Annotated in this window: 23 protein-coding genes and 1 tRNA gene; 7 read left to right on the top strand and 17 right to left on the bottom strand. The window is 66.3% G+C overall.

What is annotated here, in order from left to right; genetic code table 11:
• Nucleotides 1-15 precede the first annotated feature (15 nt).
• Entirely contained in the window at nt 16-429 is a 414-nt protein-coding gene (locus E4L96_RS21800) for a DoxX family protein (RefSeq protein ID WP_135209324.1), read from the bottom strand.
• 59 nt (nt 430-488) lie between these two features.
• Nucleotides 489-562: transfer RNA gene (locus E4L96_RS21795), tRNA-Gly, on the bottom strand.
• Between the two features lie 136 nt (nt 563-698).
• Here E4L96_RS21795 and E4L96_RS21790 point away from each other — a divergent pair.
• Complete coding sequence (locus E4L96_RS21790; RefSeq protein ID WP_135209323.1) at nt 699-1085, top strand: YciI family protein; 387 nt, start codon at nt 699-701, stop codon at nt 1083-1085.
• A gap of 36 nt (nt 1086-1121) precedes the next feature.
• On the opposite strand, the gene E4L96_RS21785 is transcribed toward E4L96_RS21790, so the two are convergent.
• From E4L96_RS21785 to leuS, 12 genes are all read right to left on the bottom strand, one after another.
• Complete coding sequence (locus E4L96_RS21785) at nt 1122-2639, bottom strand: UdgX family uracil-DNA binding protein (protein WP_135209322.1); 1518 nt, start codon at nt 2637-2639, stop codon at nt 1122-1124.
• Nucleotides 2636-3871, bottom strand: a complete 1236-nt coding sequence (locus tag E4L96_RS21780) for a putative DNA modification/repair radical SAM protein (RefSeq protein ID WP_135209321.1) — start codon at nt 3869-3871, stop codon at nt 2636-2638. Before E4L96_RS21780 ends, E4L96_RS21785 begins: the two co-directional genes overlap by 4 nt.
• Nucleotides 3872-3963: 92 nt before the next feature.
• Complete coding sequence (locus E4L96_RS21775) at nt 3964-5577, bottom strand: SEL1-like repeat protein (RefSeq protein ID WP_307721658.1); 1614 nt, start codon at nt 5575-5577, stop codon at nt 3964-3966.
• A gap of 7 nt (nt 5578-5584) precedes the next feature.
• On the bottom strand, nt 5585-7765 hold the full coding sequence (locus E4L96_RS21770) for a putative bifunctional diguanylate cyclase/phosphodiesterase (protein ID WP_229414696.1): 2181 nt from the start codon (nt 7763-7765) through the stop codon (nt 5585-5587).
• Nucleotides 7766-7835: 70 nt separating this feature from the next.
• Nucleotides 7836-9983 carry an HDOD domain-containing protein gene (locus E4L96_RS21765; RefSeq protein ID WP_229414694.1) on the bottom strand — a complete coding sequence of 716 codons (2148 nt, stop codon included), beginning with the start codon at nt 9981-9983 and terminating at the stop codon, nt 7836-7838.
• A 201-nt stretch (nt 9984-10184) separates the two neighbouring features.
• Nucleotides 10185-11468, bottom strand: a complete 1284-nt coding sequence (locus E4L96_RS21760; protein WP_135209319.1) for a multidrug effflux MFS transporter — start codon at nt 11466-11468, stop codon at nt 10185-10187.
• Between the two features lie 31 nt (nt 11469-11499).
• Entirely contained in the window at nt 11500-12705 is a 1206-nt protein-coding gene (locus E4L96_RS21755) for a THUMP domain-containing class I SAM-dependent RNA methyltransferase (RefSeq protein WP_441359657.1), read from the bottom strand.
• A gap of 34 nt (nt 12706-12739) precedes the next feature.
• Complete coding sequence (locus E4L96_RS21750) at nt 12740-13150, bottom strand: CopD family protein (RefSeq protein WP_135209318.1); 411 nt, start codon at nt 13148-13150, stop codon at nt 12740-12742.
• 18 nt (nt 13151-13168) lie between these two features.
• Nucleotides 13169-14434 carry a glutamate-5-semialdehyde dehydrogenase gene (locus E4L96_RS21745; RefSeq protein WP_135209317.1) on the bottom strand — a complete coding sequence of 422 codons (1266 nt, stop codon included), beginning with the start codon at nt 14432-14434 and terminating at the stop codon, nt 13169-13171.
• 104 nt (nt 14435-14538) lie between these two features.
• A complete protein-coding gene (gene holA / locus E4L96_RS21740; protein ID WP_135209316.1) occupies nt 14539-15558 on the bottom strand; it encodes a DNA polymerase III subunit delta in 1020 nt (339 codons plus the stop codon).
• 16 nt (nt 15559-15574) lie between these two features.
• Nucleotides 15575-16087, bottom strand: coding sequence for an LPS-assembly lipoprotein LptE (locus E4L96_RS21735; protein WP_135209315.1), 513 nt, complete (start codon nt 16085-16087; stop codon nt 15575-15577).
• 6 nt (nt 16088-16093) lie between these two features.
• On the bottom strand, nt 16094-18730 hold the full coding sequence (gene leuS / locus E4L96_RS21730; protein ID WP_135209314.1) for a leucine--tRNA ligase: 2637 nt from the start codon (nt 18728-18730) through the stop codon (nt 16094-16096).
• A gap of 52 nt (nt 18731-18782) precedes the next feature.
• Between leuS and E4L96_RS21725 the strand changes: the two genes are divergently transcribed.
• The 5 genes from E4L96_RS21725 (at nt 18783) to E4L96_RS21705 (ending at nt 21526) form a co-directional block, all read left to right on the top strand.
• The gene (locus E4L96_RS21725; RefSeq protein WP_135209313.1) at nt 18783-19547 is read left to right on the top strand and encodes a helix-turn-helix transcriptional regulator; all 765 of its coding nucleotides are present in this window, start codon (nt 18783-18785) and stop codon (nt 19545-19547) included.
• A 101-nt stretch (nt 19548-19648) separates the two neighbouring features.
• Nucleotides 19649-19855 carry a hypothetical protein gene (locus E4L96_RS21720; RefSeq protein WP_135209312.1) on the top strand — a complete coding sequence of 69 codons (207 nt, stop codon included), beginning with the start codon at nt 19649-19651 and terminating at the stop codon, nt 19853-19855.
• A 78-nt stretch (nt 19856-19933) separates the two neighbouring features.
• Nucleotides 19934-20299, top strand: a complete 366-nt coding sequence (locus tag E4L96_RS21715; protein WP_135209311.1) for a VOC family protein — start codon at nt 19934-19936, stop codon at nt 20297-20299.
• A 51-nt stretch (nt 20300-20350) separates the two neighbouring features.
• Nucleotides 20351-20878 (top strand): DUF805 domain-containing protein, encoded by a 528-nt coding sequence (locus E4L96_RS21710; protein WP_167758773.1) that lies wholly within the window; start codon nt 20351-20353, stop codon nt 20876-20878.
• Nucleotides 20879-20992: 114 nt separating this feature from the next.
• A complete protein-coding gene (locus tag E4L96_RS21705; RefSeq protein WP_167758772.1) occupies nt 20993-21526 on the top strand; it encodes a DUF805 domain-containing protein in 534 nt (177 codons plus the stop codon).
• A 35-nt stretch (nt 21527-21561) separates the two neighbouring features.
• Here E4L96_RS21705 and E4L96_RS21700 read toward each other — a convergent pair whose 3' ends face one another.
• Both E4L96_RS21700 and E4L96_RS21695 read right to left on the bottom strand, forming a co-directional pair.
• The gene (locus E4L96_RS21700; protein WP_135209308.1) at nt 21562-21897 is read right to left on the bottom strand and encodes an ArsR/SmtB family transcription factor; all 336 of its coding nucleotides are present in this window, start codon (nt 21895-21897) and stop codon (nt 21562-21564) included.
• Nucleotides 21894-22379, bottom strand: coding sequence for an SRPBCC family protein (locus E4L96_RS21695; RefSeq protein WP_135209307.1), 486 nt, complete (start codon nt 22377-22379; stop codon nt 21894-21896). The genes E4L96_RS21700 and E4L96_RS21695 overlap by 4 nt, the downstream gene beginning before the upstream one ends.
• 172 nt (nt 22380-22551) lie before the next feature.
• Between E4L96_RS21695 and E4L96_RS21690 the strand changes: the two genes are divergently transcribed.
• On the top strand, nt 22552-23082 hold the full coding sequence (locus E4L96_RS21690) for a DUF805 domain-containing protein (RefSeq protein ID WP_135209306.1): 531 nt from the start codon (nt 22552-22554) through the stop codon (nt 23080-23082).
• A 21-nt stretch (nt 23083-23103) separates the two neighbouring features.
• On the opposite strand, the gene E4L96_RS21685 is transcribed toward E4L96_RS21690, so the two are convergent.
• Nucleotides 23104-24285 (bottom strand): DUF58 domain-containing protein (locus tag E4L96_RS21685; RefSeq protein WP_135209305.1); only part of this gene is annotated, 1182 nt, incomplete at its 5' end.

The raw sequence follows: 24285 nt of genomic DNA, 5'->3' as shown, positions 1-24285 counted from the left end.
GCGCGGCGCCTGTGGCTAGGCGCGCCGCGGCAAGTGCGCCCACAGCACGCCGAGCAGGCAGGCCAGCAGGATCGCAGGCCACTCCATGCCGCCGGTGCCGCCACCGACCACGAACCACCCGTTGCGGTAGTGGACGTGCACCATCCCAAACAGCACCACCACGATGTGGCCGACGCACGCCGGTACCACCAGCCGGTTGACGAGCATGAGCAGGCTGCATGCGGTTTGTACCACCAGCACAGTCCACGCCAGCGGCACGCCGAACGGGTAGCCGAGGCCGGACAAGAATCCGCCAAACGCCCCGATATCTTCCGGATGCAGGAAGCCGTGCAGCGGATGCATCAGGATCACCAGCGCTACGCCGATGCGGACGATGTCGATGCCCTGGGCGGGACGGATCTGTGACGCGCTGAGAAAACGGGTGCTCATGCCATCTCCTGTTATGGGATTGGCAAGTATGGCACAGCTGGGGAGGGTAAAACGGGAAGTGGAGCGGGTGATGGGAATCGAACCCACGTTATCTGCTTGGGAAGCAGGAGTTCTACCATTGAACTACACCCGCGTGAGCATCCGCATTCTACGCGGCGCGCGCCAAGCTGACAACTCGGCACGATAGTTGAAGTTTGCTGTCGAAATCTGGCATCCTCGTTCGTCGTGGTGGCATGAGCACTCACCACCACCTCACCAAGGAGACAAACATGCCGCAATTTCTCGTCGCGATTCACCACCCCGTCGGTTACGAGCCGTTCTCGGACGGCCCCGAGGTCTTCCACGCCGTCGATGCCCTCAATGAGGAGATGAGCGCCGCGGGCGCGATCGTCTTCATGGGCGGCCTGCACCCGCCGGCCAAGGCAAAGACCGTGCGCCGCCAGGCCGACGGCAAGTCCCAGCTGACCGACGGGCCTTTCATCGAAGCCAAGGAATACGTGGGCGGCTTCTGGGTGCTGCAAGCCCCGGACATGGACGCGGCGATGGAATGGGGCCGCAAGGCCTCGGCGGCCTGCCAGCGGCCGGTCGAAGTCCGCCAGTTCTACGGCCAGGAGGATGTGGCCGAGATGGTCCGCGCCAAGGGATTCGTGGACTGAGACCGAGGCCCCTGCCCCCGGGTGGGGGAACGCGCGCTACTTGCCCGCCAGCTGGCGCGCGCGTTCGAAGGCCACCACGATGGCGTTGAAGGCCGCTTCCCGTGATTCGTGGTCCGGCACCCGCAAGGCATACGATGGGTGATAGGTCGCGACGATCCAGCGGTCCTGGTGCAGGAACGGCTCGCCCATCGCATCCTTGAGCGTGGCCTTGGGGTCCTCCAGCACCGCCTTGAGCGCGGTGCCGCCCAAGGTCACCACCACCTTCGGCTTCACGCTCGCCAGCTCGCCCTCCAGCCAGTAGTGGCAGGCGTCGATCTCGCGCTGGGCGGGCGTCTTGTGCAGGCGGCGCTTGCCGCGCGGCTCCCACTTGAAGTGCTTGACCGCGTTGGTGATGTACAGCTTCGCGCGGTCCACGCTGGCCTGGGCAATCGCCCGGTCCAGCAGCTGGCCCGCCGGGCCGACGAAAGGCAGGCCCGCGATGTCTTCCTGGTCGCCGGGCTGCTCGCCCACCACCATGATTTTCGCGTGCCGCGCGCCTTGTCCGCCCACGCCCTGGGTGGCGTTCTTCCACAGCTCGCAGCGGCGGCACTCGTCCAGGGTGGAAGGCTGCTGGCGCTCCGGCTGCGCATCCTCCGCCGCCACCGGGATGACGCGGCCCTTGCGCTGGCCCACCGCTTCCATCTGCCCGACCTTGCGCGCGCCCGCCGCCGCCGCGCTGACCATGTGGGGTACCACCGCGCCCTCGGGCAGATTCTTCCAGAAGCGCGACGGGATATGGCTCTGCATCAGCGGTGCGTTCAAACGTGCGGGGTTAAAGATACTCTGGTAGTAGGTGAGCCACAGCGCCTCGCCCGCGTCCTCGATGTCGGCCGGGCCGCGCAGCAGCGGGCCGGTGGTGTGCAGGGTGGCGCCGTCCCACATCACCGTGGCATCCGGCGTGGCGATCATCCAGCTGGTGCCGCCCATGCGGCGCTTGAAGTGCCCGGCCACCTGCGGCAGCACGTCGTGCTGGGGCTCGAACCAGGCCACGAAGCGCGGTGCGCCCGCATCGGCTGGCCGCTCGCGGAAGCGCACGTAGGCATGCATGTCATGGATCTCGCGCGACACCGCTTTCACCATCCCGGCCAGGCGCGCGCCGTCCGGGTCGGCGGGCGACATCACATCGTGTTCTCCCTGCTGCCAGCGCCACACCACGCGGTACAGAAGACCCCAGCGGTCGGGCACGCGGCAGCACGCGGCGGTTTGCAGCATCTCCATGAGGGTGCGCGGCAGGTGCGGTTGAGTGGACGGGGCCAGTGTAGCGGCATCGCCCGGCTTGCCGCGCGGGATTGGGGCGGCGGCGCCGGTGGACAGCAGGTCCCCGCCCTGTCCTTCGCCCGCCCATTGGACTTCGTGCGGCGCCACGCCGTGCAGCAGCAGGTCGCGCGCCGCGTCCCGCCACTCCGCGAACGAGGCGACGCACACCGCAAAGCCGGCGGCCGCCGACTGCGATGCCGAGAGGCCGTTGCCGCCCGCCGCGTCCGGGGCGTCAGCGCCGCCGGTGAATGCCGTCATGCGGCCTGCAGTTCCGGCCATAGGTTCATCTGCTGGGGCGGCGTGTCGGCCAGTGCACGGCGCAGCGCTTCGGAGGGCGTGGTGTCGCGCGCAGGGTGGTAGTCCGCCACCACGATGAAGGGCGCGATCTTCTTCATGCTGCACTTGAGGCGCGCGAGGTCCGCATAGCGCACCCGCCGTACGCGCCGCAGCTCCACGATGCGCTTGGCGTTGCGCAGGCCGATCCCGGGCACGCGCGCGATCATCGTTTGGTCGGCCATGTTCAGGTCGAGCGGGAACAGGTGCCGGTTCTGCAGCGCCCACGCCAGCTTGGGATCGATGTCCAGCGCCAGGTTGCCGCCGCCAGCAGGCAGCAGTTCCTTCGACTGGAAGCCGTAGCTGCGCAGCAGGAAGTCGGCCTGGTACAGCCGGTGCTCGCGCAGCATCGGCGGCGGCGCAAGCGGCACCGACTTGGGGCTCTGCGGGATGGGGCTGAAAGCCGAGTAGTACACGCGTTTCAGCTTGTAGCTGCTGTACAGCGTCTCGGCGGTGGTCAGTATAGTCTGGTCGTCGCTGGCGTCCGCGCCCACGATCATCTGGGTGCTCTGGCCCGCGGGCGCGAACCTGGGCGCTTTGGGTTCCGCCTCTTTTTCATCGAGCTTGCCGCGAATCGCGCCCATGGCCAGCTTGATGGTGCGGACGTTCTTTTCCGGCGCCAGCTTTTCCACACTGCTCTGCGTCGGCAGCTCGATGTTCACGCTCAGGCGGTCCGCGTACTTGCCCGCCTGTTCGATCAGCGCCGGGTCGGCATCGGGAATGGTCTTGAGGTGGATGTAGCCGCGGAACTGGTGCTCCTCGCGCAGCGTGCGCGCCACCGCCACCAGCTGCTCCATCGTGTAGTCGGAGGACTGGATGATGCCGGAGCTGAGGAACAGCCCGTCAATGTAGTTCCGCAGGTAGAAGTCGACCGTCAGCCGCACCACCTCGTCCACCGAAAAGCGCGCGCGCGGCACGTTGGAGCTGCGGCGGTTGACGCAATACTGGCAGTCGTACACGCAGAAGTTGGTGAGCAGGATTTTCAGCAGCGAGACGCAGCGCCCGTCCGGCGTGTAGCTGTGGCAGATGCCCATGCCATTGGTCGCGCCCAATCCGTCCTTGCCGTCCGACGAACGGTTGGGCGCCCCGCTGCTGGCGCAGGACGCGTCGTACTTCGCGGCGTCCGCGAGGACTTGCAGCTTGTCGGTGAGTTCCATGGCGATGCGTGACCACTGTGTGTTTATACAGTAGTCTACCACCGTTCGGGATCAGGAGCGCGCTTTTGTCTTGGACAAACGTGCGGAGGGAATTACGCGGCGGCCGGCTCCGCGCCCAGCAGGCGGGCCCGCAGGTGGGCCAGCTGCTCGGGCGGCATCCGGCTCTCGACGTGGCGCAGGTAGCGCGTGGCGGCCGGGTAGCCGTTGCGCTCCGCCTGCAGTAGCCAGCCGTAGGCCTGCATCAGGTCTTCCGCCGTACCGTGGCCGGACGCGCACATCAACCCCAGGTTGAACTGCGCGCGTGCATGGCCCTGGCGCGCCGCGCGCAGGTACCAGAAGTGCGCGGCGTCGTAGTCCTGCTGCGTCCCCAGGCCGCTGTCATAGCGCAGCCCGAGCGCGAATTCGGCGTGCGGGTGGCCCTGGTCGGCCGCCTTGCGGTACCAGTGGTAGGCCTGGTTCGTATCCAGCATCTGCGCGTCGTCGTCGTCGAACAGGCGCGCGACGCTGAACTGCGCCGCCGCGTATTCCTGCTCCGCCGCGCGCAAATACCACGTCATCGCCAGCTTGAAATCCTGCGGCACGCCGTTACCGCCTTCAAAGCGCAGCCCGAGGTCGAACTGCGCGCGCAGGTGGCCCTGCTCGGCGGCCTTGCGGCACCAGTCCACCGCCTGCGCCGGGTCGCGTGGAACGCCATGGCCCGAATCGAACAGCAGCGCGAGGTGATATTGCGCGCTGGCCGAGCCTTGCTCCGCCGCCTTGAGGTACCACTCGGCTGCGGCCTCGAAGTCCTGGCGCACGCCCTGCCCGTGCTCGTAGCGCAGGCCGATGTTGTCCTGCGCGCCCGCGTGGCCTTGGGCGGCCGCGCGCCGGAACCAGTCCAGCGCCGCCGCCTCGTCGCGTTCGATGCCGTGGCCCGAGTCGTAGATCAAACCGAGGTTGAACTGCGAGCTCGCATGCCCCTGTTCGGCCGCGCGCTTGTACCAGGCGATGGCCTTGCGGCTGTCCTGCGGCACGCCCTGGCCCTTGTCGAACTTGAGCGCGAGGTTGAACTGCGCCGGCGCATAGCCCTGCTCCGCGGCCTTGCGGAACCAGGACACGGCCTGCTGCGGGTCGTGCTGCACGCCCTGCCCGGTGTCGTAGCGCAGGCCCAGGTTGAACTGGGCGCGCGCATAACCCTGCTCCGCGGCGCGGCGGTACCAGACGATCGCCTCGCGGAAGTCCTGCGGCACGCCCTTGCCGGTTTCGTACATCATGCCCAGGTTGTTCTGCGCGCCCGCGTCGCCCTGCTCGGCGGCCTTGCTGAACCAGTGCATGGCCTGGATCGGGTCCTGCTCCACGCCCTGCCCCTTGGCATACAGCCAGCCCAGGTTGTACTGCGCGGCCGCGTAGCCCTGCTCCGCCGCCTGCTGGTACCAGTGCACGGCCTGCGCCAGGTCCTGCGGCACGCCCTGGCCCTTCTGGAACATCACGCCGAGGTTGTACTGCGCGTGTTCGAGCCCCGCCTGCGCGGCCTTGAGGTACCAGTGCACGGCCATCTGGTCGTTCTTCGGCACGCCCTGGCCGTTCACGTACATGAAACCGAGGCTGTGCTGCGCGTTGGCGACGCCGCGTTCGGCGAGCGCCTTCAGGCGCAGGTATTCCGCCGTGTAGTGCGCGTCATTGGAAGCGGCGCCATTGGCGCCATGGCTGGCCTGGGTCGGCATCATGCGCACCTCAAGCCTGGATCGCGAGGCGCGGGCCGTCGCCGCTGTCCTCTTGCGGGGTGCCGCCCTGTTCCTGCAGCACGCCGATGAAGGAGGTCAGCGAGACCGGGCGGTAGTAATGGTAGCCCTGCATGGTGGTGCAGCCGTTGGCTTGCAGGTAGCGCGCCTGCACGTCCGTCTCCACGCCTTCCGCGATCAGGTTCAGCCCCAGGCCGCGTGCGATGGAGATGATCGCGAGGATGACGGGGTAGTGCCCGTTCTCGTCGCCGATCTCCTTGACGAAGGACTGGTCGATCTTGATGGTGTGGACCGGGAAGCGGTGCAGGTAGGACAGCGACGAGTAGCCGGTGCCGAAATCGTCGATCGCCACAGAGACACCCAGCTGCCCGAGTTTGTTGAGCTGCTCCATCGCATACTGCGGGTTGCGGATGCAGATGTTCTCGGTGATCTCCACCTCGATCTGCGCCGGCGAAATCCCGTAGCGCACCAGCGCCCCGCGCATCTTCTCGAAGAAGTCGCCGCGGTCCAGGTACTGCGGGGAGAGATTGAGCGACAGGCGCAGGTCGCCGCCGCCGTTCGCATTCCACATCAGCAGGTCGCGGCACAGGGCGCCCAGCATCCAGTCCGAGATCGGCAGCATCAGGCCATTCTCTTCCGCGAACGGCAGGAACTCGCCAGCCGTCAGCAGGCCGCGGGTCGGGTGGTTCCAGCGCATCAGGCCTTCGGCGCCGATGATGCGGCCGGTGGCCACGTCGATCTGCGGCTGGTAGTACATCTCCAGTTCGTTCTGCTCCAGCGCCTTGCGCAGGGCCTGCTCCAGCTGGATCTTCTGGTGCGACATGTCCAGCATGGCCTCGTGGTAGAACGAGTGGCCGTTCTTGCCCTGCGCCTTGACCTGGTACATCGCGATGTCCGCATGGCGCAGCAGCTCGTCGATGGTCTCGCCGTCGCTCGGGTAGACGGCAATGCCGATCGAGGCCGAGATGTGCACCTCGTGCCCATCGAGGTCGAAGGGCTTGTGCAGGCATTCCAGGAACTTGTCGGCGATGGTGCGGGCGTCGTCGCGGTCGCGCAGCTCCGGCAGCACGATGGTGAATTCGTCGCCGCCCTGGCGCGCCAGCGTGTCGCCGCGGCGCAGGCAGTCCTTCAGGCGGATCGCCACCTGCTGCAGTAGCTCGTCGCCCTTCACGTGGCCGAGCGTGTCGTTCACCAGCTTGAAGCGGTCCAGGTCGATGAACATCACCGCCAGCTCGGTGAGCTTGCGCTTCGCCTGGATCACAGCGAGGCCCAGCCGGTCCTTGAACAGCATGCGGTTCGGGAGGTCGGTCAGGATGTCGTGGTAGGCCTGGTAGGAGATCACTTCCTCGGCGCGCTTGCGGTCCGTGATGTCGCGCGCCACGCCGTAGGTGCCGAAGAATTCGTGCTTGGTGACGTCGCCGTCCGCCACGTGCATGCCGATCGAGTTCAGCGAGATCGTCATCAGCGTGTTGTTGAAGGTGCGGTCCAGACCATTGCCGTTGAAGCACTTCAAACGCAGTTCGACGTTGCGCGAGGCCCGCTCGTCCACGCGGCGTTCGTTGAAGACGTAGCGCGCGCGCTCCAGGTCTTCCTCATGCACCAGGATCGAGTAGTGCTTGCCGATCAGCTCTTCGCGCGTGAGGCCCAGCAGCTGGTAGGCGCGGTCGTTCACGAAGGTGAACTTGCCCTCGTGGTTCAGGGTGTAGATGATGTCCGGCGAGGAGTCCACCAGGTAGCGGTACATCTTCTCGGACGTCTCCAGCTGCGCGGCCATGCGCGCGTGCGCGACCGCCAAGCGGCGCTGCTTGATGCAGTTGGCGACCGTCTTGAGCAGTTCTTCGCGCGAGTAGGGCTTGCGCAGGTAATCGTAGGCGCCGCGTTTCAGGGCGCCGATGGCGGCCTCGATGCCGACGTCCCCGGACATCACGATCACGTCGCAGTCGATACTGCGCTCGTTGATGAAGTCCATGATCTGGTGGCCGCTCATGTCCGGCAGGCGCAGGTCCAGCAGCACCAGGTCGAAGCGGATGCGGGTCAGCTGCGCGACGGCTTCGGCACCGGTGGTGGCGGTGACCAGCTCATAGTCCTTGTCGCGCAGGAGTTCGTACAGGGAGGCGAGCAGGCGCGGTTCGTCGTCGACCAGCAGCAGGCGCGGCAGGCTGTCGCCCTCCATCGTCCTGGCTGCGCCTTGACTCAGGGCCGAAATCACATTGGCGGGAGTCGGATTCATGCGGTCGACCTTCTTATTTGTACTGGATCGAAGGCGCGGTGTTCGGTGCCGCGCCCGCGCTGGCGCTGCCGATCGGCAGCAGGATGTCGAAGGTGGTGCCGGCCCGGCTGCTGCGGCAGCTCACCAGGCCATTCATCTTTTTCACGAGGCTGTGGACGATCGACAGCCCCAGGCCGTGGTGCGCGCCTTCCTTGGTCGAGCGCACCGGCGAGAACAGGTTGGCCAGCACGTCCTGCGGCATGCCCGGGCCGTTGTCGGCCACGGAGATCTCGAGGTACAGCTTGCGGTCGCGGTTCACGTGGCCGCGATTCAGGATCTCGATGCGTCCACCGCCCGGCAGCGCTTCGATCGCGTTCTTCACCAGGTTCACCAGGATCTGCTTGAGGATGTCCGCATCGCCTTCGATGGCGGTCGGCTCGTCATTCATGCTGGCCACGATCTGCACCGCGGACGGCACGAAGTTCGAGGCGCGGAACAGGCGCAGCACGTCTTCGGTGACCTTGGCGACGTCGGTGTGCCCCTTCGGCAGGCCGGTGGGCTGCAGGTCGGCGAGACCCGAGATCAGCTGGCCGACGCGGTCGATCTCCTCATTCAGGATCGACATCTCGCCCTTGACCGGCTCCTGGCGGGTCAGCTTTCCATCCAGGACGCTGAGGTAGTTCTTGATGATTGAGAGCGGGTTGTTCACTTCGTGCACCAGCCGGCGCGAGGCTTCGCGGTATTCCTCGGCCACGTGGGCCAGCTGGCGGCGCGCATGCCCGCGTTCGGACATCGCGGTTTCCAGCGCGCTCGCCGCTTGCGTGCCGAAGGCGGTGAGGAAGCTCTGGCGCCGCTGGGTCGCGGCCACCTGCCAGGAGGCCAGGCCGCCGATCAGCACTCCGAGGCAGCGCGCGCCCGCGACCAGCGGCAGGCACACCAGGCTCTCGGTGCCGAGCATGCGGAACAGCTGCTCTTCGGCCAGTGACAGGTCCGGCGTGCCGCGATTGACGAAGGCCAGCTTGCGGGCCAGCGCGGCTTCCGCCACGGTGCCGCCCTTGGACAGCGGGATCGCGAATTCGGCGATGCGCTGCTGGTCGCCAATCGGGATGCCCACCAGCGCCTGGCCGGTCGGGTTCTCCATCAGGACGACGGCGTTTTCGAGATCGAACAGGATGCGCGCGGAGCGCAGCACCGCTTCCAGCAGGCCGGTCTCGCCCTGCTGGCGTGCGAAGGCCTGGCCGACTTCCGACACCATCACCAGGTTACGCACTTCTTCCGACAGGCGCTGCTGCACCGGGTCCGGCGGCGGCGGGGCAAAGGCCGGCGGCTGCGGGATGTCGTCCGCGCCTGCGAGGTCGATGCCGAGATGGCTCGCGGCCTTGTCCACCTGCTTGGCGGCGCTGGCGATCAGCTGGTCGGCGGTGTCGCGGTCGATGCCGCACAGCGCCAGCGCATCGTCGATCTGCCCTTCTTCGTCAGCATGATGGGTCAGCAGATGCGCCAGGCGCACCACGCGGATCAGCGGGTGCGCCGTCTCCAGGCGGGACGCCGGTTCATGGTGGTACAGGACCGAATCGGCCAGGAAGGAATCGAGCTGCCAGCGTTCGATCAGCCAGGCACCCGCTTCCGAGTGCGTGATCTGGAGCGTGCGCTGTTCGACCGCGCACAGGTTCTCGTCGTCGCGCGCGGTGAAGTTATATGCGTACTCTTTCGGCGCGGTGGCCAGCAGCGCGAGGCGGCCGACGTTGTGCAGCAGGCCCGCGAGGTAGGCCTCTTCCACGTGCGCGTATTCGATCTTGCGCGCCAGTTCGCGCGCGATGACAGCCGCGGTCAGCGAACTTTTCCAGAATGCGCGCAGGTCGGTGCTGCCGGAATGGGGAAAGCTGTTAAAGGTCTGGAACACGGACTCGCTGATCACCAGCGTCTTGATCATGTCCGTGCCGAGCGTGACAAGCGATTGTTCGAGACCGATGGTCCGCGTATTGCGGTGGTACGCCGAGCTGTTGGCGACGCCGAGGATCTTCGCGGTCATGCCCGCGTCCTTCGACACCAAAGCCGCCAGCTCCGGCATGCCCAAATCGTCCGCCTGCAGATGCTCGATCAATTTGATGAGTATCTGCGGCATGGCCGGCAGACGGGCGATCAGCAGGCGGTTGCGAATGTCTTGGTCCGTTTGATGCATTGTCTAGTTGGACAAGCGCCCGATACAGTTTCCCCGGTGATGCAGCGATGGTTTGGCTGCACCTCTTTTATGTTTTTAGTTTTGTGCGAAATCAAAGAACAGACGTGTGTAAACGCAGCTATTCTGCAATTTCAACAACGATCTTAGCATATATACACGAAATTTCCCTTGCGGAACAATACTTCTGGAAAATTGTGTTTCCTACGCCACTCGTTGAGAGTCCGAGATGATCCGCCGATAACGCGCCGAGGTCAACCACAAAGCCAGGGCACCGCAGGTAAACAGGAGCTGGCCGATGGTCAGCCACAACACCGACTCGGCGAGGGCCGGGGCGATCACGCCCGCGACCAGGGCACTGAGCAGCGTGACGACCGAGGACTGGCAGGATGCGACCGTGCCGCGGATGTGGGGGAAGAGGTCGAGCGCCATCAGCGTGGCGACCGGTGCGACGATGGACATGCCGAGCGTGTAGAAGAACAGCGGCAGCACGGACCACGGCAGCGCGGGCGGCAGGAACACGTGGTACAGCGTGTTGATGCCGGCGGCGCCTATCAGGAAAGCGAATCCCAGTTCGATCTGGTGGTCCTGCGACATCCTGCCGGCCAGCCGATTGGAGATCAGCGCGCCGGTGAAGATGCCGCTCACGGTGGGGATGAACAGCCAGCCGAATTGGTCGGGGCCGAGGTGCAGTTGCGAGGGCAGCATCTCCGGCGCGGCGGCGATGAAGAGGAACAGGCCCGCGAAGTTGAGCGCCACGATCCCGGACTTCATGTGGAACAGTGGGGAACGCAGCACCTGCTTGTAGGCGCCCGCAATGAAACGCGGGTTGAAGGGCTGGCGTTTATCCGGCGGCAGCGTCTCCGGCAAATGCTTCCAGCAGACGAAGCCCAGCACGCAGGTGTAGCCGACGAGGCACAGGAAAATGGTGCGCCAGTCCGACAGCTTGACGATCCAGCCGCCGAGGATGGGCGCGATCGCGGGCGCGATGGAAAAGATCATGGTCACCATCGACATCAGGCGCGCCGCCGTGGCGCCTTCGTACAGGTCGCGGATGATGGCGCGGCCCACCACCATGCCCGCTCCCGCCGAGATGCCCTGCATGATGCGGAAGACCCACAGGTAGTGCACCGAATGCGCCGACGCGCAGCCGAAGGTGCCGACCGTGAACACCACCAGCGCGGCCAGGATGACATTGCGGCGGCCGAAGGCGTCGGACAGCGCGCCATGCCACAGGACCATCACCGCGAAGGCCAGCATGTAGGCCGTCAGCGTCTGCTGCACTTCGATGGCGGAGGCGCCCAGCGAACGCTGGATCGCCGGGAAAGCAGGCAGGTAGGCGTCGATGCAGAAGGGGCCGAGCATCGAAAGCCCGGCCAGCACCGTGGCCAGGCCACGCTGGGTCAGCGGCTTGCGCTGCCTGGGCGGTGGCTCGGGGACGTAGTGGCGTTCGTCGACTGGTGCGGTGGCTGGGGGACTGGGAAGCATAAAAAAATTCCCGCACGAGCGGGAATGGAAGTTATGGGTTTGGCTTGGGGATCGCTTCTTCGCGGCGGTTGAAGCCGGCGACCATGTCGAACTTGAAGAGGCGGCACTCCAGCGCCCCGTTGAAGAACGGCGTCTTGCGCGACTCCTTCAGGCGCAGCAGCTTGGGTACCTGCAGGTCGGCCGTGAAGAGATACACCGTCCATCCGGCGAAGCGCTGCTTGAGCGTTTTGGAGAACGCGGCATAGAACCCGGTCGCCATCTCGTCCTGCGGGATGGTGGAGTCGCCGCGCACGCCGATCCGCTCGCCGTACGGAGGATTGGTCAGCAGGATGCCCGGCTGCTCGGTGGGCGCCTTGACTTCCTGCGCCTCGATCTGCTTGAGCGGCACCTCGAACATGATGCCGGCGGCGCGCAGGTTGTGGCGCGTCATGGCCACCATGTCGCCCGAGATGTCGCTGCCGAAGATGGTCGGCTCGGACGGCAGCGGATTCGGCTTCACGTCCGTGCGCATGGCCGTCCAGGCCTGGGCGTCGTGGCCGGCGAACTTTTCGAAGGCAAAGCGGCGGCGCGCGCCGGGCGGAATGCCCTGCACCATCTGCGCCGCCTCGATCAGGATGGTGCCGGAGCCGCACATCGGGTCGAACAGCGGCACGCCCGGCTTCCAGCCCGCCACGCGCAGCAGGCCGGCGGCCAGGTTCTCGCGCAATGGCGCGTCGCCCGTCTCCTCGCGCCAGCCGCGCTTGAACAGCGCCTCGCCGGAGGTGTCGAGATAGAGCGTGAAGTTGCGCTGGTCGAGGAAGCCGACGATGCGCATGTCCGGCTCGCGCGTGTTCACCGACGGGCGCTTGCCGTACTGGTCGCGGAAGCGGTCGCAGATGGCATCCTTGATCTTCAGCGTCGTGAACTCCAGGCTTTTCAATGGCGACTTCACGGCCGTGATGTCCACGCGGATCGTGTGGTGAAAGCTGAACCAGTCTTCCCACGGCTGTTCAAGCGTGAGGTCGTAGATGTCGTTCTCGTTGGTGTAGCCGCGCTGCGCCATCCGCAGCAGCACCCGCGAGGCGATGCGCGAGTGCAGGTTAATGCGCCACGCATCCGCGATCTCGCCGGAGGCATGCACGCCGCCCGGAACTTCGTTGTGCACCTTCATGGTGGTGCTGGTCTGCGCGATCTCGCGCAGTTCTTCCGCCAGTGCCGCTTCCATGCCGCGGGGGCAGGGGCAAAAATACGATGCCATCAGGAGTACCCTTTGTCCGTAAAAACCGTTCGTGTTAGAACGGTTTGACGACGACCAGAATCACGATCGCCATCAACAACAACACCGGCACTTCATTGAAGTACCGGAACCACTTATGGCTGCGTTTATTCGCGCCATTTTCAAATTTTTTCAGCAGCGATCCGCACGCGTGATGGTAGCCAATCACCAGGATGACCAGCGCCAGCTTTGCGTGCAGCCAGCCGCCATTAAAGCCGTAGCCGAGCCACAGCCACAGGCCCAGCGCGAGCGCGGGCACCGCCAGCATGGTGGTGAAGCGATACAGCTTGCGTGCCATGAGCAGCAGCCGTTCGGTGGCGGGCGCGTTGTCTTCCATCGCCAGGTTGACGAAGATGCGCGGGAGGTAGAACAGGCCGGCGAACCAGGAGGCGATGAAGACAATATGGAAGGCTTTTATCCAGAGCATGCGTGGCTTTCTTCGTACTTATTTTCGGACTTCGCCGTGGCCAAGAACCACGTATTTCAAAGAGGTCAGTCCTTCCAGGCCCACCGGGCCGCGCGCGTGCAGCTTGTCGTTGGAGATGCCGATCTCCGCGCCCAGGCCGTATTCGAAACCATCGGCAAAGCGCGTCGACGCGTTGACCATCACCGAGGCCGAATCCACCTCGCGCAGGAAGCGCAGGGCGTCGCTGTAGTTCTCAGTGACGATGGCGTCGGTGTGCTTGGACGAGTAGGTGTTGATGTGGTCCATCGCCTCGTCCATGTCCGCCACGATTTTCACGGCGAGGATGGGCGCGAGGTATTCGGTGGACCAGTCCTCCTCGGTCGCCGCCACCAGATGCGGGTAGCCCTGCAGGATGGTGCGCGCTTCGTCGTCCGCGCGCAGTTCGACTTCCTTGGTGGCATACAGCTTCGCCAGCTCCGGCAGCACGCGCGGGGCGATCGAGCGCGCGACCAGCAGCGTCTCCATCGTATTGCAGGTGCCGTAGCGGTGCGTCTTGGCGTTGAAGGCGATCGGCAGCGCCTTCTCGATATCCGCCGCGCCGTCGATGTAGACGTGGCAGATGCCGTCCAGGTGCTTGATCATCGGGACCGTCGCTTCCTGCATCAGGCGGGCGATCAGGCCCTTGCCGCCGCGCGGCACGATCACGTCCACGTACTGCGGCATGGTGATGAGGGCACCGACGGCAGCGCGGTCGGTCGTGTCGACCACCTGCACGCCGTGTTCGGGCAGCCCTGCTCCGGCCAGGCCTTCGGCCACGATCTTCGCTAACGCGCGGTTGCAGTGGATCGCTTCGGAGCCGCCGCGCAGGATGGTGGCGTTGCCGCTCTTGATGCACAGGCCCGCCGCATCGACCGTCACGTTAGGGCGCGCTTCATAAATGATGCCGATGACGCCCAGCGGCACGCGCATCTGCCCGACCTGGATGCCGCTCGGGCGGAATTTGAGGTTGGTGATCTCGCCAATCGGGTCGGCCAGTTCCGCGATCTGGCGCAGGCCGGCCACCATGGTGTCGATGGCGGCATCGGACAGCGTGAGGCGGTCGATCATCGCCGGGGCCAGCCCCGCATCGCGGGCAGCGGACAGGTCCTGCTGGTTGGCGGCGCGCAGCAAGGCGGCGTCGCGCTGGACGGCGTCCGCGATCAGCAGCAAGGCGCGGTTGCGGGTGGCGGTATCGGCACGGGCCATGGCGCGCGACGCGGCGCGGGCCTGCTGGCCGACCTGGTTCATGTAGGAAGTGATGTCCATCGGAGACTCAAGATGCTCGCGCTACAAGCTCAATCGCGTTCAATCGCGTTCAATCGGGACTGCGCCGCGGGCGAGGCAGCGCAGGTACGGCGGGGTGGCGGGAGTCAGCCGTTCTTGCAGACCTTGAGCGCCAGCTGGAGCATGGCGTCCCAGGCGTCGCCGGCGAAGTCTTTTGAACGCAAGCCTTTGACCATCTTGTCCACCTGGGCCGCCTGCTGCAGGGCTGCTTCCAGCACCGGCAGCGACACGCGCCGCAGCGCCGGCTCCATCATCCGCTCGCGCGGGCCCCAAATGCGGTACTCCTTCAACAACGCGCCCAGCGGGCGCCCGGCGGCCACACCTGCTTTCAATTTTAGCAGCGTCCGGATTTCTTCGGTGACGGCCCACAAAACCAGCGGCAGCGCCTCGCCCTCGCCCTTCAGCCCTTCCAGCATGCGCACCAGGCGCGCGGGGTCGCCGGACAGCATCGCCTCGGACAGCTTGAACACGTCGTAGCGCGCCACGTTGAGCACCGCGTCATGCACCTGCTCGAAGGCCAGCTTGCCCGCGCCGTGCAGGAGGCCGAGCTTCTGGATCTCCTGGTGCGCGGCCAGCAGGTTGCCCTCCACGCGGTCGGCGATGAAGTCGAGCGCCTGGCGGTCCGCGCTCTGGCCCTGCGCGGCGAGGCGGTTGCCGATCCATCCCGGCAGCGCCGCGCGCTCCACATTCGGGATTTCGACGTAGATGCCCGCCTGCTGCAGCGCGCCCACCCACGCGGCCTTGGCGGTCTGCCAGTCCAGCTTGGGCAGGGTGATCAAAGTCAGGTTATCGGGGCTCAGGTCCTTCACATACGCCTGCAGCGCCGCGCCGCCATCCTTGCCTGGCTTGCCAGTCGGGATGCGCAGCTCGATCAGCTTCTTGTCCCCGAACAGGGACAGCGCCTGATTCGCAGCCAGCAGCTCGCCCCACTTGAAGCTGCGCTCCACCGTCAGCACGTCGCGCTCCGTGTAGCCCTGCGCGCGCGCGGCCTTGCGGATCTTGTCCGCGGCCTCCAGCGCCAGCAAGTGCTCGTCGCTGGTGATGACGTACAGCGGCGCGAGCTGGCGTTGGAGGTGGGCGTCGAGGGCGTCGGGACGCAGCTGCATCAGGCTTGGCTCGTCCTTATGCTTTGGTCTTGACCGCGGCGAGGCGGCGCAGGATCTGCTGCACCAGGTCGTTCTGCATGTCGCGGTAGAGCAGCGCTTCTTCCGATTCGCGCGCCAGCGTCTCGGACTCGTTGAAGGCCAGGTTGCGCTTGAGCGTGATCTCGGTGGGGCCGAGGATCTCCCCGCCGTCCTTGTCGCGCACGCGGAAGGTCAGCGTGTAGAGCAGCAGGTATTCGCGCACGCGGCCCTGGGAGTTCAGCGACAGGATCTGCTTGTTGCGCTGTTCCGAGATGACGTCGAACTGGGCGTCGGCATCCTTGGGCGAGGACACCACCACAGCGGAACCAGCGCGCAGGTTGCGCTTCAGTTCCACGCCCAGTGGCGAGGTCTCGGAGAAGCCCAGGTAGATGCTGTGGAAGGGCATCGTGTACTGCCCGCCGCTGCCGCGCAGCTGGAAGCCGCAGGAAGCGACGGACGCGCCCAGCGCAAGAGCGAGGGTGGCGCGGACGGCGAGCGTGCGAATGGTCATAAGCTTTTACGCGACGATGTTCACGAGTTTGCCCGGCACGACGATGATCTTCTTCGGCGTGCCTTCCACGAACTTCTGGACCGCTTCCGTCGCCAGCGCGGCGGCTTCGATCGCGGCCTTGTCGGCATCCTTGGGCACCTTCACGGAGCCACGCAGCTTGCCGTTCACCTGGATCATCAGCTCGATCTCGGCCTGTTCCAGCGCCGCCGGGTCGACCTGCGGCCACGGAGCGTCGAGGATGTCGCCATGCTGCGCTGAATAGCCCAGCTCTTTCCAGATGCTGTGGGTGATGTGCGGCGCGACCGGGTACAGCACGCGCAGGAAGATCGAGTAGGCCTCGGCCAGCACGGCGTTCGAGGCCGCGCTGTCGTCCAGTTTCGCGCCTTCCAGCGTATTGAGCATCTTCATCGCGGCGGAAACCACGGTGTTGTACTGCAGGCGCTTGTAGTCGTGCTCCGCCTGCTGCAGGACCTTGTAGACCTCACGGCGCAGGGTCTTCTGGCCTTCGTTCAGCTCCGCGGCATTCAGCGTGCCACCGCCGGTGATCTGCGCGGCCTTGGCATGGCCGAAAGCCCACACGCGCTTGAGGAAGCGGTATGCGCCTTCCACGCCCGCGTCGTTCCACTCGAGCGTCTGCTCCGGCGGCGAGGCGAACATCACGAACAGGCGCGCGGTGTCGGCGCCGTACTGGTCGATCAGCTCCTGCGGGTCCACGCCGTTGTTCTTCGACTTGGACATGGTGGTCATCTCATATTCGAGCGGCGTGCCATCTTTCTTCAGCGTGCCGCCGGTGATCTGGCCCTTGTCGTCGCGGATGACATCGACCTCGTGCTCCCAGTAGTAGTTCTTGCCCGCGTCGGCCGGCTTGTGGAAGAACGCGCCCTTCAGCACCATGCCCTGCGTGAGCAGGTTGGTGAACGGCTCGTCGACCTTCACCAGGCCCAGGTCGCGCATCACCTTGGTCCAGAAGCGCGCGTACAGCAGGTGCAGGATGGCGTGCTCGATGCCGCCGATGTACTGGTCCATCGGCATCCAGTAATCGGTGCCGCCGTCGACCATCTTCTCGTTGTTCTTCGGATCGCAGTAGCGCATGAAGTACCAGGACGAGTCCACGAAGGTGTCCATGGTGTCGGTCTCGCGGCGGGCCGGCTTGCCGCAGCATGGGCAGTCGACCTTCAGGAAGTCCTCGCGCTTGTTGAGCGGGTTGCCCGAGCCGTCCGGCACGCAGTCCTGCGGCAGCACGACCGGCAGGTCCTTTTCCGGCACCGGCACCGCGCCACAGCTTTCGCAATGGATGATCGGAATCGGGGTGCCCCAGTAGCGCTGGCGCGAGACGCCCCAGTCGCGCAGGCGCCAGGTGGTCTTCTTTTCGCCATCGGCTTTGCTGGCCAGGTCCGCGGCGATCCTGTCGACAGCGGCCTTGTAGCCCAGGCCATCGTAGGCGCCGGAGTTGGTGGTCACGCCGCGCTGCTTGTCGCCGTACCATTCCTGCCAGGCGTCCAGCGAGTACGTCTCGCCTTCCACGGCCACGACCTGCTTGATCGGCAGGTTGTATTTTTTGGCGAACGCGAAATCACGCTCGTCGTGCGCGGGCACGCCCATCACGGCGCCGTCGCCGTAGGTCATCAGGACGTAGTTGCCGACCCAGACCTCGACCTGCTCACCGGTCAGCGGATGGGTGACGAAGAGGCCCGTCGGCATGCCTTCCTTTTCGCGCAGCGCGAGTTCGGCTTCGGTGGTGCCGCCCTTCTTGCACTCTTCGATGAACGCAGCCAGCTTCGGGTTCGATGCGCCGGCGTGGGTCGCGAGCGGGTGCTCCGGCGCCACGGCGGCAAAGGTCACGCCCATCACGGTGTCCGCGCGGGTGGTGAAGACGAACATCTTGCCGTCCTGGATCAGCTGTCCGTCGGCGCCGCGGATCGTATGCGGGAAGGCGAAGCGCACACCCTCGCTTTTGCCGATCCAGTTTTCCTGCATCAGGCGCACACGCTCCGGCCAGCCCGGGAGCTTGTTGACGACGGAGTCCAGCAGCTCTTCCGCGTAGCTGGTGATGGCCAGGTAGTAGCCGGGGATCTCGCGCTTTTCAACCAGCGCGCCGGTGCGCCAGCCACGCCCGTCGATCACCTGCTCGTTGGCGAGCACAGTTTGGTCGACCGGGTCCCAGTTGACGATCTGGGTCTTGCGGTAGGCGATGCCTTTTTCCAGCATCTTGAGGAACAGCCACTGGTTCCACTTGTAGTACGCAGGATCGCAGGTGGCCACTTCGCGCGACCAGTCGATGGCCAGCCCCATCGCCTGCATCTGCTTCTTCATGTAGGCGATGTTATCGTAGGTCCACTTCGCGGGCGGCACCTGGTTCTTCAGCGCCGCGTTTTCGGCGGGCAGGCCGAAGGCGTCCCAGCCCATCGGCATCAGGACGTTGTAGCCATTGGTGCGCAGGAAGCGCGCCAGCATGTCGTTGATGGTGTAGTTGCGCACGTGGCCCATGTGCAGCTTGCCCGACGGGTACGGTAGCATCGAGCACGCGTAGTACTTCCCCTTCGGGAAGCGCGGATCGTTTTCGATGGCTTTGTACGCATCGATGGCCGTCCAGTGGTCCTGGGCGGCTTTTTCGACGTCGGTGTGGCTGTATTTGTCTTGCATGGTGTGTGCTGCGCGAAGTTGGACTGGAACCCCACATTATACTGGCAGGCCCATGAACCTGTACCGCGAATTCCCGCCCTCGCCCGCCCTGGCGGCCCATGTGGCCTGCCTGTGGACGGCGCAGGCATTGCCCTCCGGCGGGCCGCTGCGGCATCGGGTACTACCAGACAATTGTATTGACATCCTGTGGCAGGACGCCGCGCCGGGCGGGTTCGTGGCGGGGATGATGTCGCGGGCGCACGTGGCCGAGTTTGTGCGGCCGGTGCGGACGGTGGCGGTGCGCTTCCGGCCGGGGGCGGCGCGGGCGTTCTTCGATGTGCCGCTCTCGGAGCTGCAGGATGGGCATCCGGCGCTGGACGAATTGTGGCCGCGCGCGGAGTCCGAGCGGCTGGCGGCGGCGCTGTGGGAGCGCGCGCTGCCGCTGGAGCAGATGCTCGCGGTCATCGAGACCTGGCTGCTGGCGCGCTTGCAGGCGCGCGCGGACGCCGCCCTGCCGGACCGTGCCGGCCTGCTGGCGCAGCGCGCGGTGAAGCTCGTCGAGCAGTCGCGCGGGACGCTACGGGTGGAGGCGCTGGCGTCCGCGCTGGGTGTCTCGCGGCAGCACCTGGCGCAGGTGTTCCGCGAGCGCGTCGGGCTAAACGCCAAGAGCTTCGCCATGGTGTGCCGCTTCCAGGCGGCGCATGCCGCGCTGCGGACCACTGGCGGCGGGATCGACTGGTCCGCGTTCGCCCTCAATCACGGCTATTACGACCAGTCCCACCTGATCCACGACTTCACCGCCCTCACCGGCGCCTCACCCAGCCAGCTCCAGCGCTGACGCCACCCGCGCGTGATGCGCAAACCCATCAATGCCGCCGAGGACCCAGCCTCCGTCGCGCCAGCAGCAATCAGGCGCTGACCCTGCTCCCGCTGATCAGCTTGTTCGTCTACGTGTGGCTGCTGCTGGCGCCGGGCTCAATGGAGCACAACCGCTTCGGCCCGCCGCCAGCCCCGAATCCGCGCGGCGCAGTGGCTGGCCTGTGGACCTTGTTCGTCGTCGTCACGTTTGCCATGACGACCGCGGTCATCGTGCCGGCCGTGCAGACATACCAAGCCAGGGCGGCCGCGGCCGAAGGGCGCTTCTGAGCCGACGTCTGATTCCATTTTTCCAATACGAGCCTGGGCGCGGATGGCATCATGCAGTTTTCTCTGGAGGAGACTGAAATGATCAAGGGATTGCGCACCGTGAAGTATCCCGTGGCCGACCTGGGACGCGCGAAGGAGTGGTTTGGCAAGGTGTTCGGGACCGAACCCTACTTCGATCAGCCGTTCTACGTCGGCTTTGCCATCGGCGGCTTCGAGCTGGGGCTGGTGCCGGACGGGACGCCGGGCACGCACGGTTCGGTGGTGTACTGGGGCGTCGACGACATCGAAGCCGAAGTCGCGCGCATCGTCGGCTTCGGCGCGAGCGAGCACGAAAAAATCCAGGACGTTGGCGAAGGCATCAGGGTGGCCGAGCTGAAGGACCCGTTCGGGAACGTCCTCGGGCTGATCCAGAATCCGCACTTCGACCCGGTCGCCGTCCGCTGATTGGCAGCCATGTATGATTCCGGCAGCCGTTCCACCACTGCCGGAGCCCGCATGACCAATCCCTACGCCGCCCCAGACCTGTCCGTCGCCGACACGCCCAGCGTGCCCGCAGGGCCGGGTCACACGAACGTGTTCGCACTGAACGGCCGGCTCGGGCGCATCCGCTACTTCACCTACGTCACGCTGGCGGTGGCCGCGACCTTTGGCGTGGCCATTGTGGTTGCGGTCGTGATGGTGTTCCTCCGCGTTCCCCAAAGTATCGCCCTTCAGGTGTCCACCCTGGTGCCGCTCGCGGTGACGGTGCTGGGCGCCATTGCGGGCCTCGTCTTCGCCCGGCGCCGCCTGCAGGATCTGGACACGACGCCGTGGATCCTGCTGCTGTTCCTGGTGCCGCTGGTAAACCTGGGCCTGATGCTACGCCTGCTGTTCGGCAAGGGCACGCCGGCGCACAACCGCTTTGGCCCGCCCCCGCCGCCCAACGGGCGCCGGGAATACATCCTGTTTGCCTGCGCCCTTCTGATCATGGTGGCCGTCCTGTCTGCGCCGTTCCTGGCCGCTGGCATCAACGAGCGCGGCTGACGACGCTTTGTGGTGCGCATGCCGCGCCACGTCACGACGCAGCGCAAACCGGCCTGCGCGCTACAAAAGCGCCCGTATGATCCCGGCAGTCCTCACCCCGCCAAGGAGACTGCCGTGTCCAATCCCTACGTTTCAAGCCCGGCCACCCTGACCACCGCACCCGCCTTCACGCCAGGCGCGACTGAACCGCGCATCCTGCAATGGAACGGCCGCATCGGCCGCCTGCGCTACTTCGCGTATTCGTCACTGTGCGGGATGATGGGCATGACGCTGAGCCTGCTATCGATGCCGCTCCTGCCAGTGAGCCAGGCATTGGCGCTCACGCTCATCTTCGCCGGGTACGCGGCCATGCTCGCCTCCGGTTTCGTGCAGGCGCGCCGCCGCTTGCAGGACCTGGACCAGCCCGGCTGGATGGCCATCCTGCTGCTGATACCCTTCCTGAACATGGTGGTCTGGGCCTGGCTCCAGTTCGCATCGGGCTCCGCCGACGCCAACCGCTTCGGCCTGCCACCGGCGCCGAATTCCGACAAGGTTGTGGCCGCTGCCGTGGCGGCTTTCATTATTCCGGCGCTGGCAGGAATTCTGATGGCAGTCGCCGTCCCGGCCCTGGTGAAAGCAGGGGTGGCGGACGTCGCAGCGCCCGCCTGAGGCCTCCTAGCGGCACCGCAGCGAGGAGCCGGCGCTCAGTCCTCCTCGTCCAGCATCGCATCCAACGCGTCGAAGCGCGCCTCCCATAGCTGGCGCGTGATGCTGACCCACTGCTGCAGCACATCCAGCCCGCGCGGGTCGGCCTGGCAGAGGCGGACCCGGCCCACCTTCTGGGTCCGCAGCAAGCCGCAGCCCTGCAGCACCTGCACGTGCTGGGCGATCGCCGTCAGCGTCACGCCCAGCGCCTTGGCCAGCGCGCTCACCGACTGCGGCCCCTCCGACACCATCCGTACGATCGAGCGCCGGGTGGCGTCCCCCATCGCGAAGAAGATGCCATCGGCCGCGGCCCAGTCCAATGCCTGCGTGCTCATCCCTGCCCGCCGCGCGCCAGTTCCTCGTCCAGCTGCCCGAACAGCTGCTGCCAGCCCTGCTCGCGCATCTGCGGCCCGTCCGCACCTTCGAAGAACGCCGCCTGGTGCGTGAACGTGAACCGGGTGCCGCCAGCCGCGTCCTCGAACTCGAAGGTCTCGAGCGATGCGGAAATGGGCTTGCCCTGGAAGGCCATGGTGGCGGCCGCGACGATGCGCTGCCCGGGCACGATGTCCAGGTACACGCCCTCGCGCTGGATCACCACGCCCGGGAACGCTGTGCCCGCGCGCAGCCGGTAGCTGGCCTGCTCGCGCCCGCCCGGCTGGAATTGCATCTCGAACTGTTCGACGTCGTGGTTGGCGCTCTCGCCAAACCAGCGGCGCTTGCGCTGTGCGTCCGCGAAGGCGGCGAAGACCTTGGCCACCGGCTTGGCAAACGTGCGCTCGATGGTGAAGGTGTGGTGCTGTACGGCTGGGTTGCTCATCAGGACCTCCGAAAGTGAAGTTGAGGCTTCAGTATCCAAGTCTTTCACATGAAAGTCAAGTTTAAACTTCAGTTTCGGCGCCAGCACAAAAATGTTGAGTTGAGCGCAAGACTGTGCGATAACTCCGCCACGGCCAAAGAGCCGATTTAACAAAATCAGAGGAGACAACGCAGTGAGCAATCCGTACGCAGCACCGGAAGGTGTGATGAACGATCTGGGCTTTGCACCGGTCGAAGCCTATCAACCCAGCCTGTTCCAGACCAGCGGCCGCATCGGCCGGGTCCGCTATCTCGGCTATTGCACCATGCTGTTTGGCATCACCATCGTGGTGTTCTTCGCCGCCGGCGTCGCCACGCTGATCGCGAGCGCGCTCGGGGTGATCGTGATGGGCCTGGCCTACCTCGCCCTGCTGGTGGCGGGCTTCGTGCTGGCGCGCCGCCGCCTGAACGATCTCGACCAGTCGGGCTGGCTGGCCGTCTTGCTGTTCATCCCGCTGGTGAACATGCTGATCGGGCTGTGGATGATGATCGGGCGCGGCTCGGAGCAGGCCAACCGCTTCGGTCCTCCGCCGGGCCCGAACACGCGCGGCGTCATCATCGCAGCGTGGTTCTTCCTGGCCGTGCCACTGATCGGCATCGCCGCTGCGATTGCCGTCCCCGCCTACCAGACTTATACCCAGGCCGGCGTTTCCGCGCAACGCTGAGGTCCGTCCCGCGGCGCGCCATCAGAGTGCGCCGCTCTCCTTGATGTCGTAGTAGCGGTTGAGCAGCGTGACGCCCAGCTTCTCCGGTGTCACGTCGATCAAGCGGTCGCGCGGCAGGCCCAGTTGGCGGATTGCCTCGTGCCGCTGGCGCAGATAGATCTCCGTGCCCGCCATGCGCAGGGCAGCGTCGAAGCCCACCACGTCCTGCTGCCCCACCGCGTCCAGCGCGCGCTCGCGCAGGCTGGCCACCAGCACCAGGTGGCGGCCCGCGAGCAGCTCACAGGCGGTGCGCAGGGCGCGGTCGTCTTCGTCGCGCAAATTGGTGATCAACACGACGAAAGCGCGCCGCGATAAGCGCCCCAGCAGGTCCTGCGCCGCGCGCGCGTAGTCGGGCGCGGTCTCGGTGGGCTGCAGGTCGTACACCCCCGCCAGCATGCGGTCCACGCCCACGGTCCCTTTGCCTGGCGCGATCCAGCGCGTGGTCTCGCCAAAGCTCATCAAGCCGACCGCGTCGCCCTGCTTCGCCGCGACGAAGCTGAGCGTCAGCACCGCGTTCAATGCATGGTCGAAGTGCGAAGTCGCCCCGTCGCGCGCCAGCATGCGGCGGCCGGTATCGAGCAGGAACACGACCTGCTGGTCGCGCTCCGATTGATATTCGCGGCTGATCGGCTTGCGGTGCCGCGCCGTGGCCTTCCAGTCGATCGAGCGCAGGCTGTCGCCGCGCCGGTACTCGCGCAGCTGGCGAAACTCGGTGCCCTCGCCGCGCTGGCGCCGCAGCAGCGCGCCCGCAGTCGGCGCGTTGCGGTCCGCACCGCGCAATGTCTGGCGCAGGATGGCCGAGAAGTCGGGGAACACCCGCACCTCCTGGGCCGCGCCCATGCGGTGCGCCACCCACCACAGGCCCAGCGGCGACGGCACCCGCAGCCACGCCTGCTCAAACGCCGCGTCGCCCCGCTCCTGCGCGCGCACCCGGTAGGTCACATCCATATACCCGCCGCCCGGCACGGCCGCCAGGTGCGGCAGTCCTTCCATGTCCCAGATGCCGGGATAGCCGTCGAATACCTCCACGCCCGTATCGCGCGCGGCACCGTTATGCACGCGCAGCGTCACCGGCCGCCAGCTGCCGAGGGACAGGACGCCCGGCGCCTGCCGCTCCACGCGCAGCGGCGGCGAGCGGCGCCCCAGCCAGCCATCGGCCAGCGC

Origin of the sequence: Zemynaea arenosa, assembly GCF_004614185.1 — a bacterium.
GTDB lineage: Bacteria > Pseudomonadota > Gammaproteobacteria > Burkholderiales > Burkholderiaceae_D > Telluria > Telluria arenosa.
This window is presented reverse-complemented; position numbering and strand designations above follow the sequence as displayed.

Bases quoted from the DNA above. Each gene is read 5' to 3' on its own strand.
- E4L96_RS21800 (WP_135209324.1), bottom strand. From the start codon at position 429: ATGAGCACCCGTTTTCTCAGCGCGTCACAGATCCGTCCCGCCCAGGGC.
- E4L96_RS21790 (WP_135209323.1), top strand. From the start codon at position 699: ATGCCGCAATTTCTCGTCGCGATTCACCACCCCGTCGGTTACGAGCCG.
- E4L96_RS21785 (WP_135209322.1), bottom strand. From the start codon at position 2,639: ATGACGGCATTCACCGGCGGCGCTGACGCCCCGGACGCGGCGGGCGGC.
- E4L96_RS21780 (WP_135209321.1), bottom strand. From the start codon at position 3,871: ATGGAACTCACCGACAAGCTGCAAGTCCTCGCGGACGCCGCGAAGTAC.
- E4L96_RS21775 (WP_307721658.1), bottom strand. From the start codon at position 5,577: ATGATGCCGACCCAGGCCAGCCATGGCGCCAATGGCGCCGCTTCCAAT.
- E4L96_RS21770 (WP_229414696.1), bottom strand. From the start codon at position 7,765: ATGGAGGGCGACAGCCTGCCGCGCCTGCTGCTGGTCGACGACGAACCG.
- E4L96_RS21765 (WP_229414694.1), bottom strand. From the start codon at position 9,983: ATGCATCAAACGGACCAAGACATTCGCAACCGCCTGCTGATCGCCCGT.
- E4L96_RS21760 (WP_135209319.1), bottom strand. From the start codon at position 11,468: ATGCTTCCCAGTCCCCCAGCCACCGCACCAGTCGACGAACGCCACTAC.
- E4L96_RS21755 (WP_441359657.1), bottom strand. From the start codon at position 12,705: ATGGCATCGTATTTTTGCCCCTGCCCCCGCGGCATGGAAGCGGCACTG.
- E4L96_RS21750 (WP_135209318.1), bottom strand. From the start codon at position 13,150: ATGCTCTGGATAAAAGCCTTCCATATTGTCTTCATCGCCTCCTGGTTC.
- E4L96_RS21745 (WP_135209317.1), bottom strand. From the start codon at position 14,434: ATGGACATCACTTCCTACATGAACCAGGTCGGCCAGCAGGCCCGCGCC.
- holA (WP_135209316.1), bottom strand. From the start codon at position 15,558: ATGCAGCTGCGTCCCGACGCCCTCGACGCCCACCTCCAACGCCAGCTC.
- E4L96_RS21735 (WP_135209315.1), bottom strand. From the start codon at position 16,087: ATGACCATTCGCACGCTCGCCGTCCGCGCCACCCTCGCTCTTGCGCTG.
- leuS (WP_135209314.1), bottom strand. From the start codon at position 18,730: ATGCAAGACAAATACAGCCACACCGACGTCGAAAAAGCCGCCCAGGAC.
- E4L96_RS21725 (WP_135209313.1), top strand. From the start codon at position 18,783: ATGAACCTGTACCGCGAATTCCCGCCCTCGCCCGCCCTGGCGGCCCAT.
- E4L96_RS21715 (WP_135209311.1), top strand. From the start codon at position 19,934: ATGATCAAGGGATTGCGCACCGTGAAGTATCCCGTGGCCGACCTGGGA.
- E4L96_RS21710 (WP_167758773.1), top strand. From the start codon at position 20,351: ATGACCAATCCCTACGCCGCCCCAGACCTGTCCGTCGCCGACACGCCC.
- E4L96_RS21700 (WP_135209308.1), bottom strand. From the start codon at position 21,897: ATGAGCACGCAGGCATTGGACTGGGCCGCGGCCGATGGCATCTTCTTC.
- E4L96_RS21695 (WP_135209307.1), bottom strand. From the start codon at position 22,379: ATGAGCAACCCAGCCGTACAGCACCACACCTTCACCATCGAGCGCACG.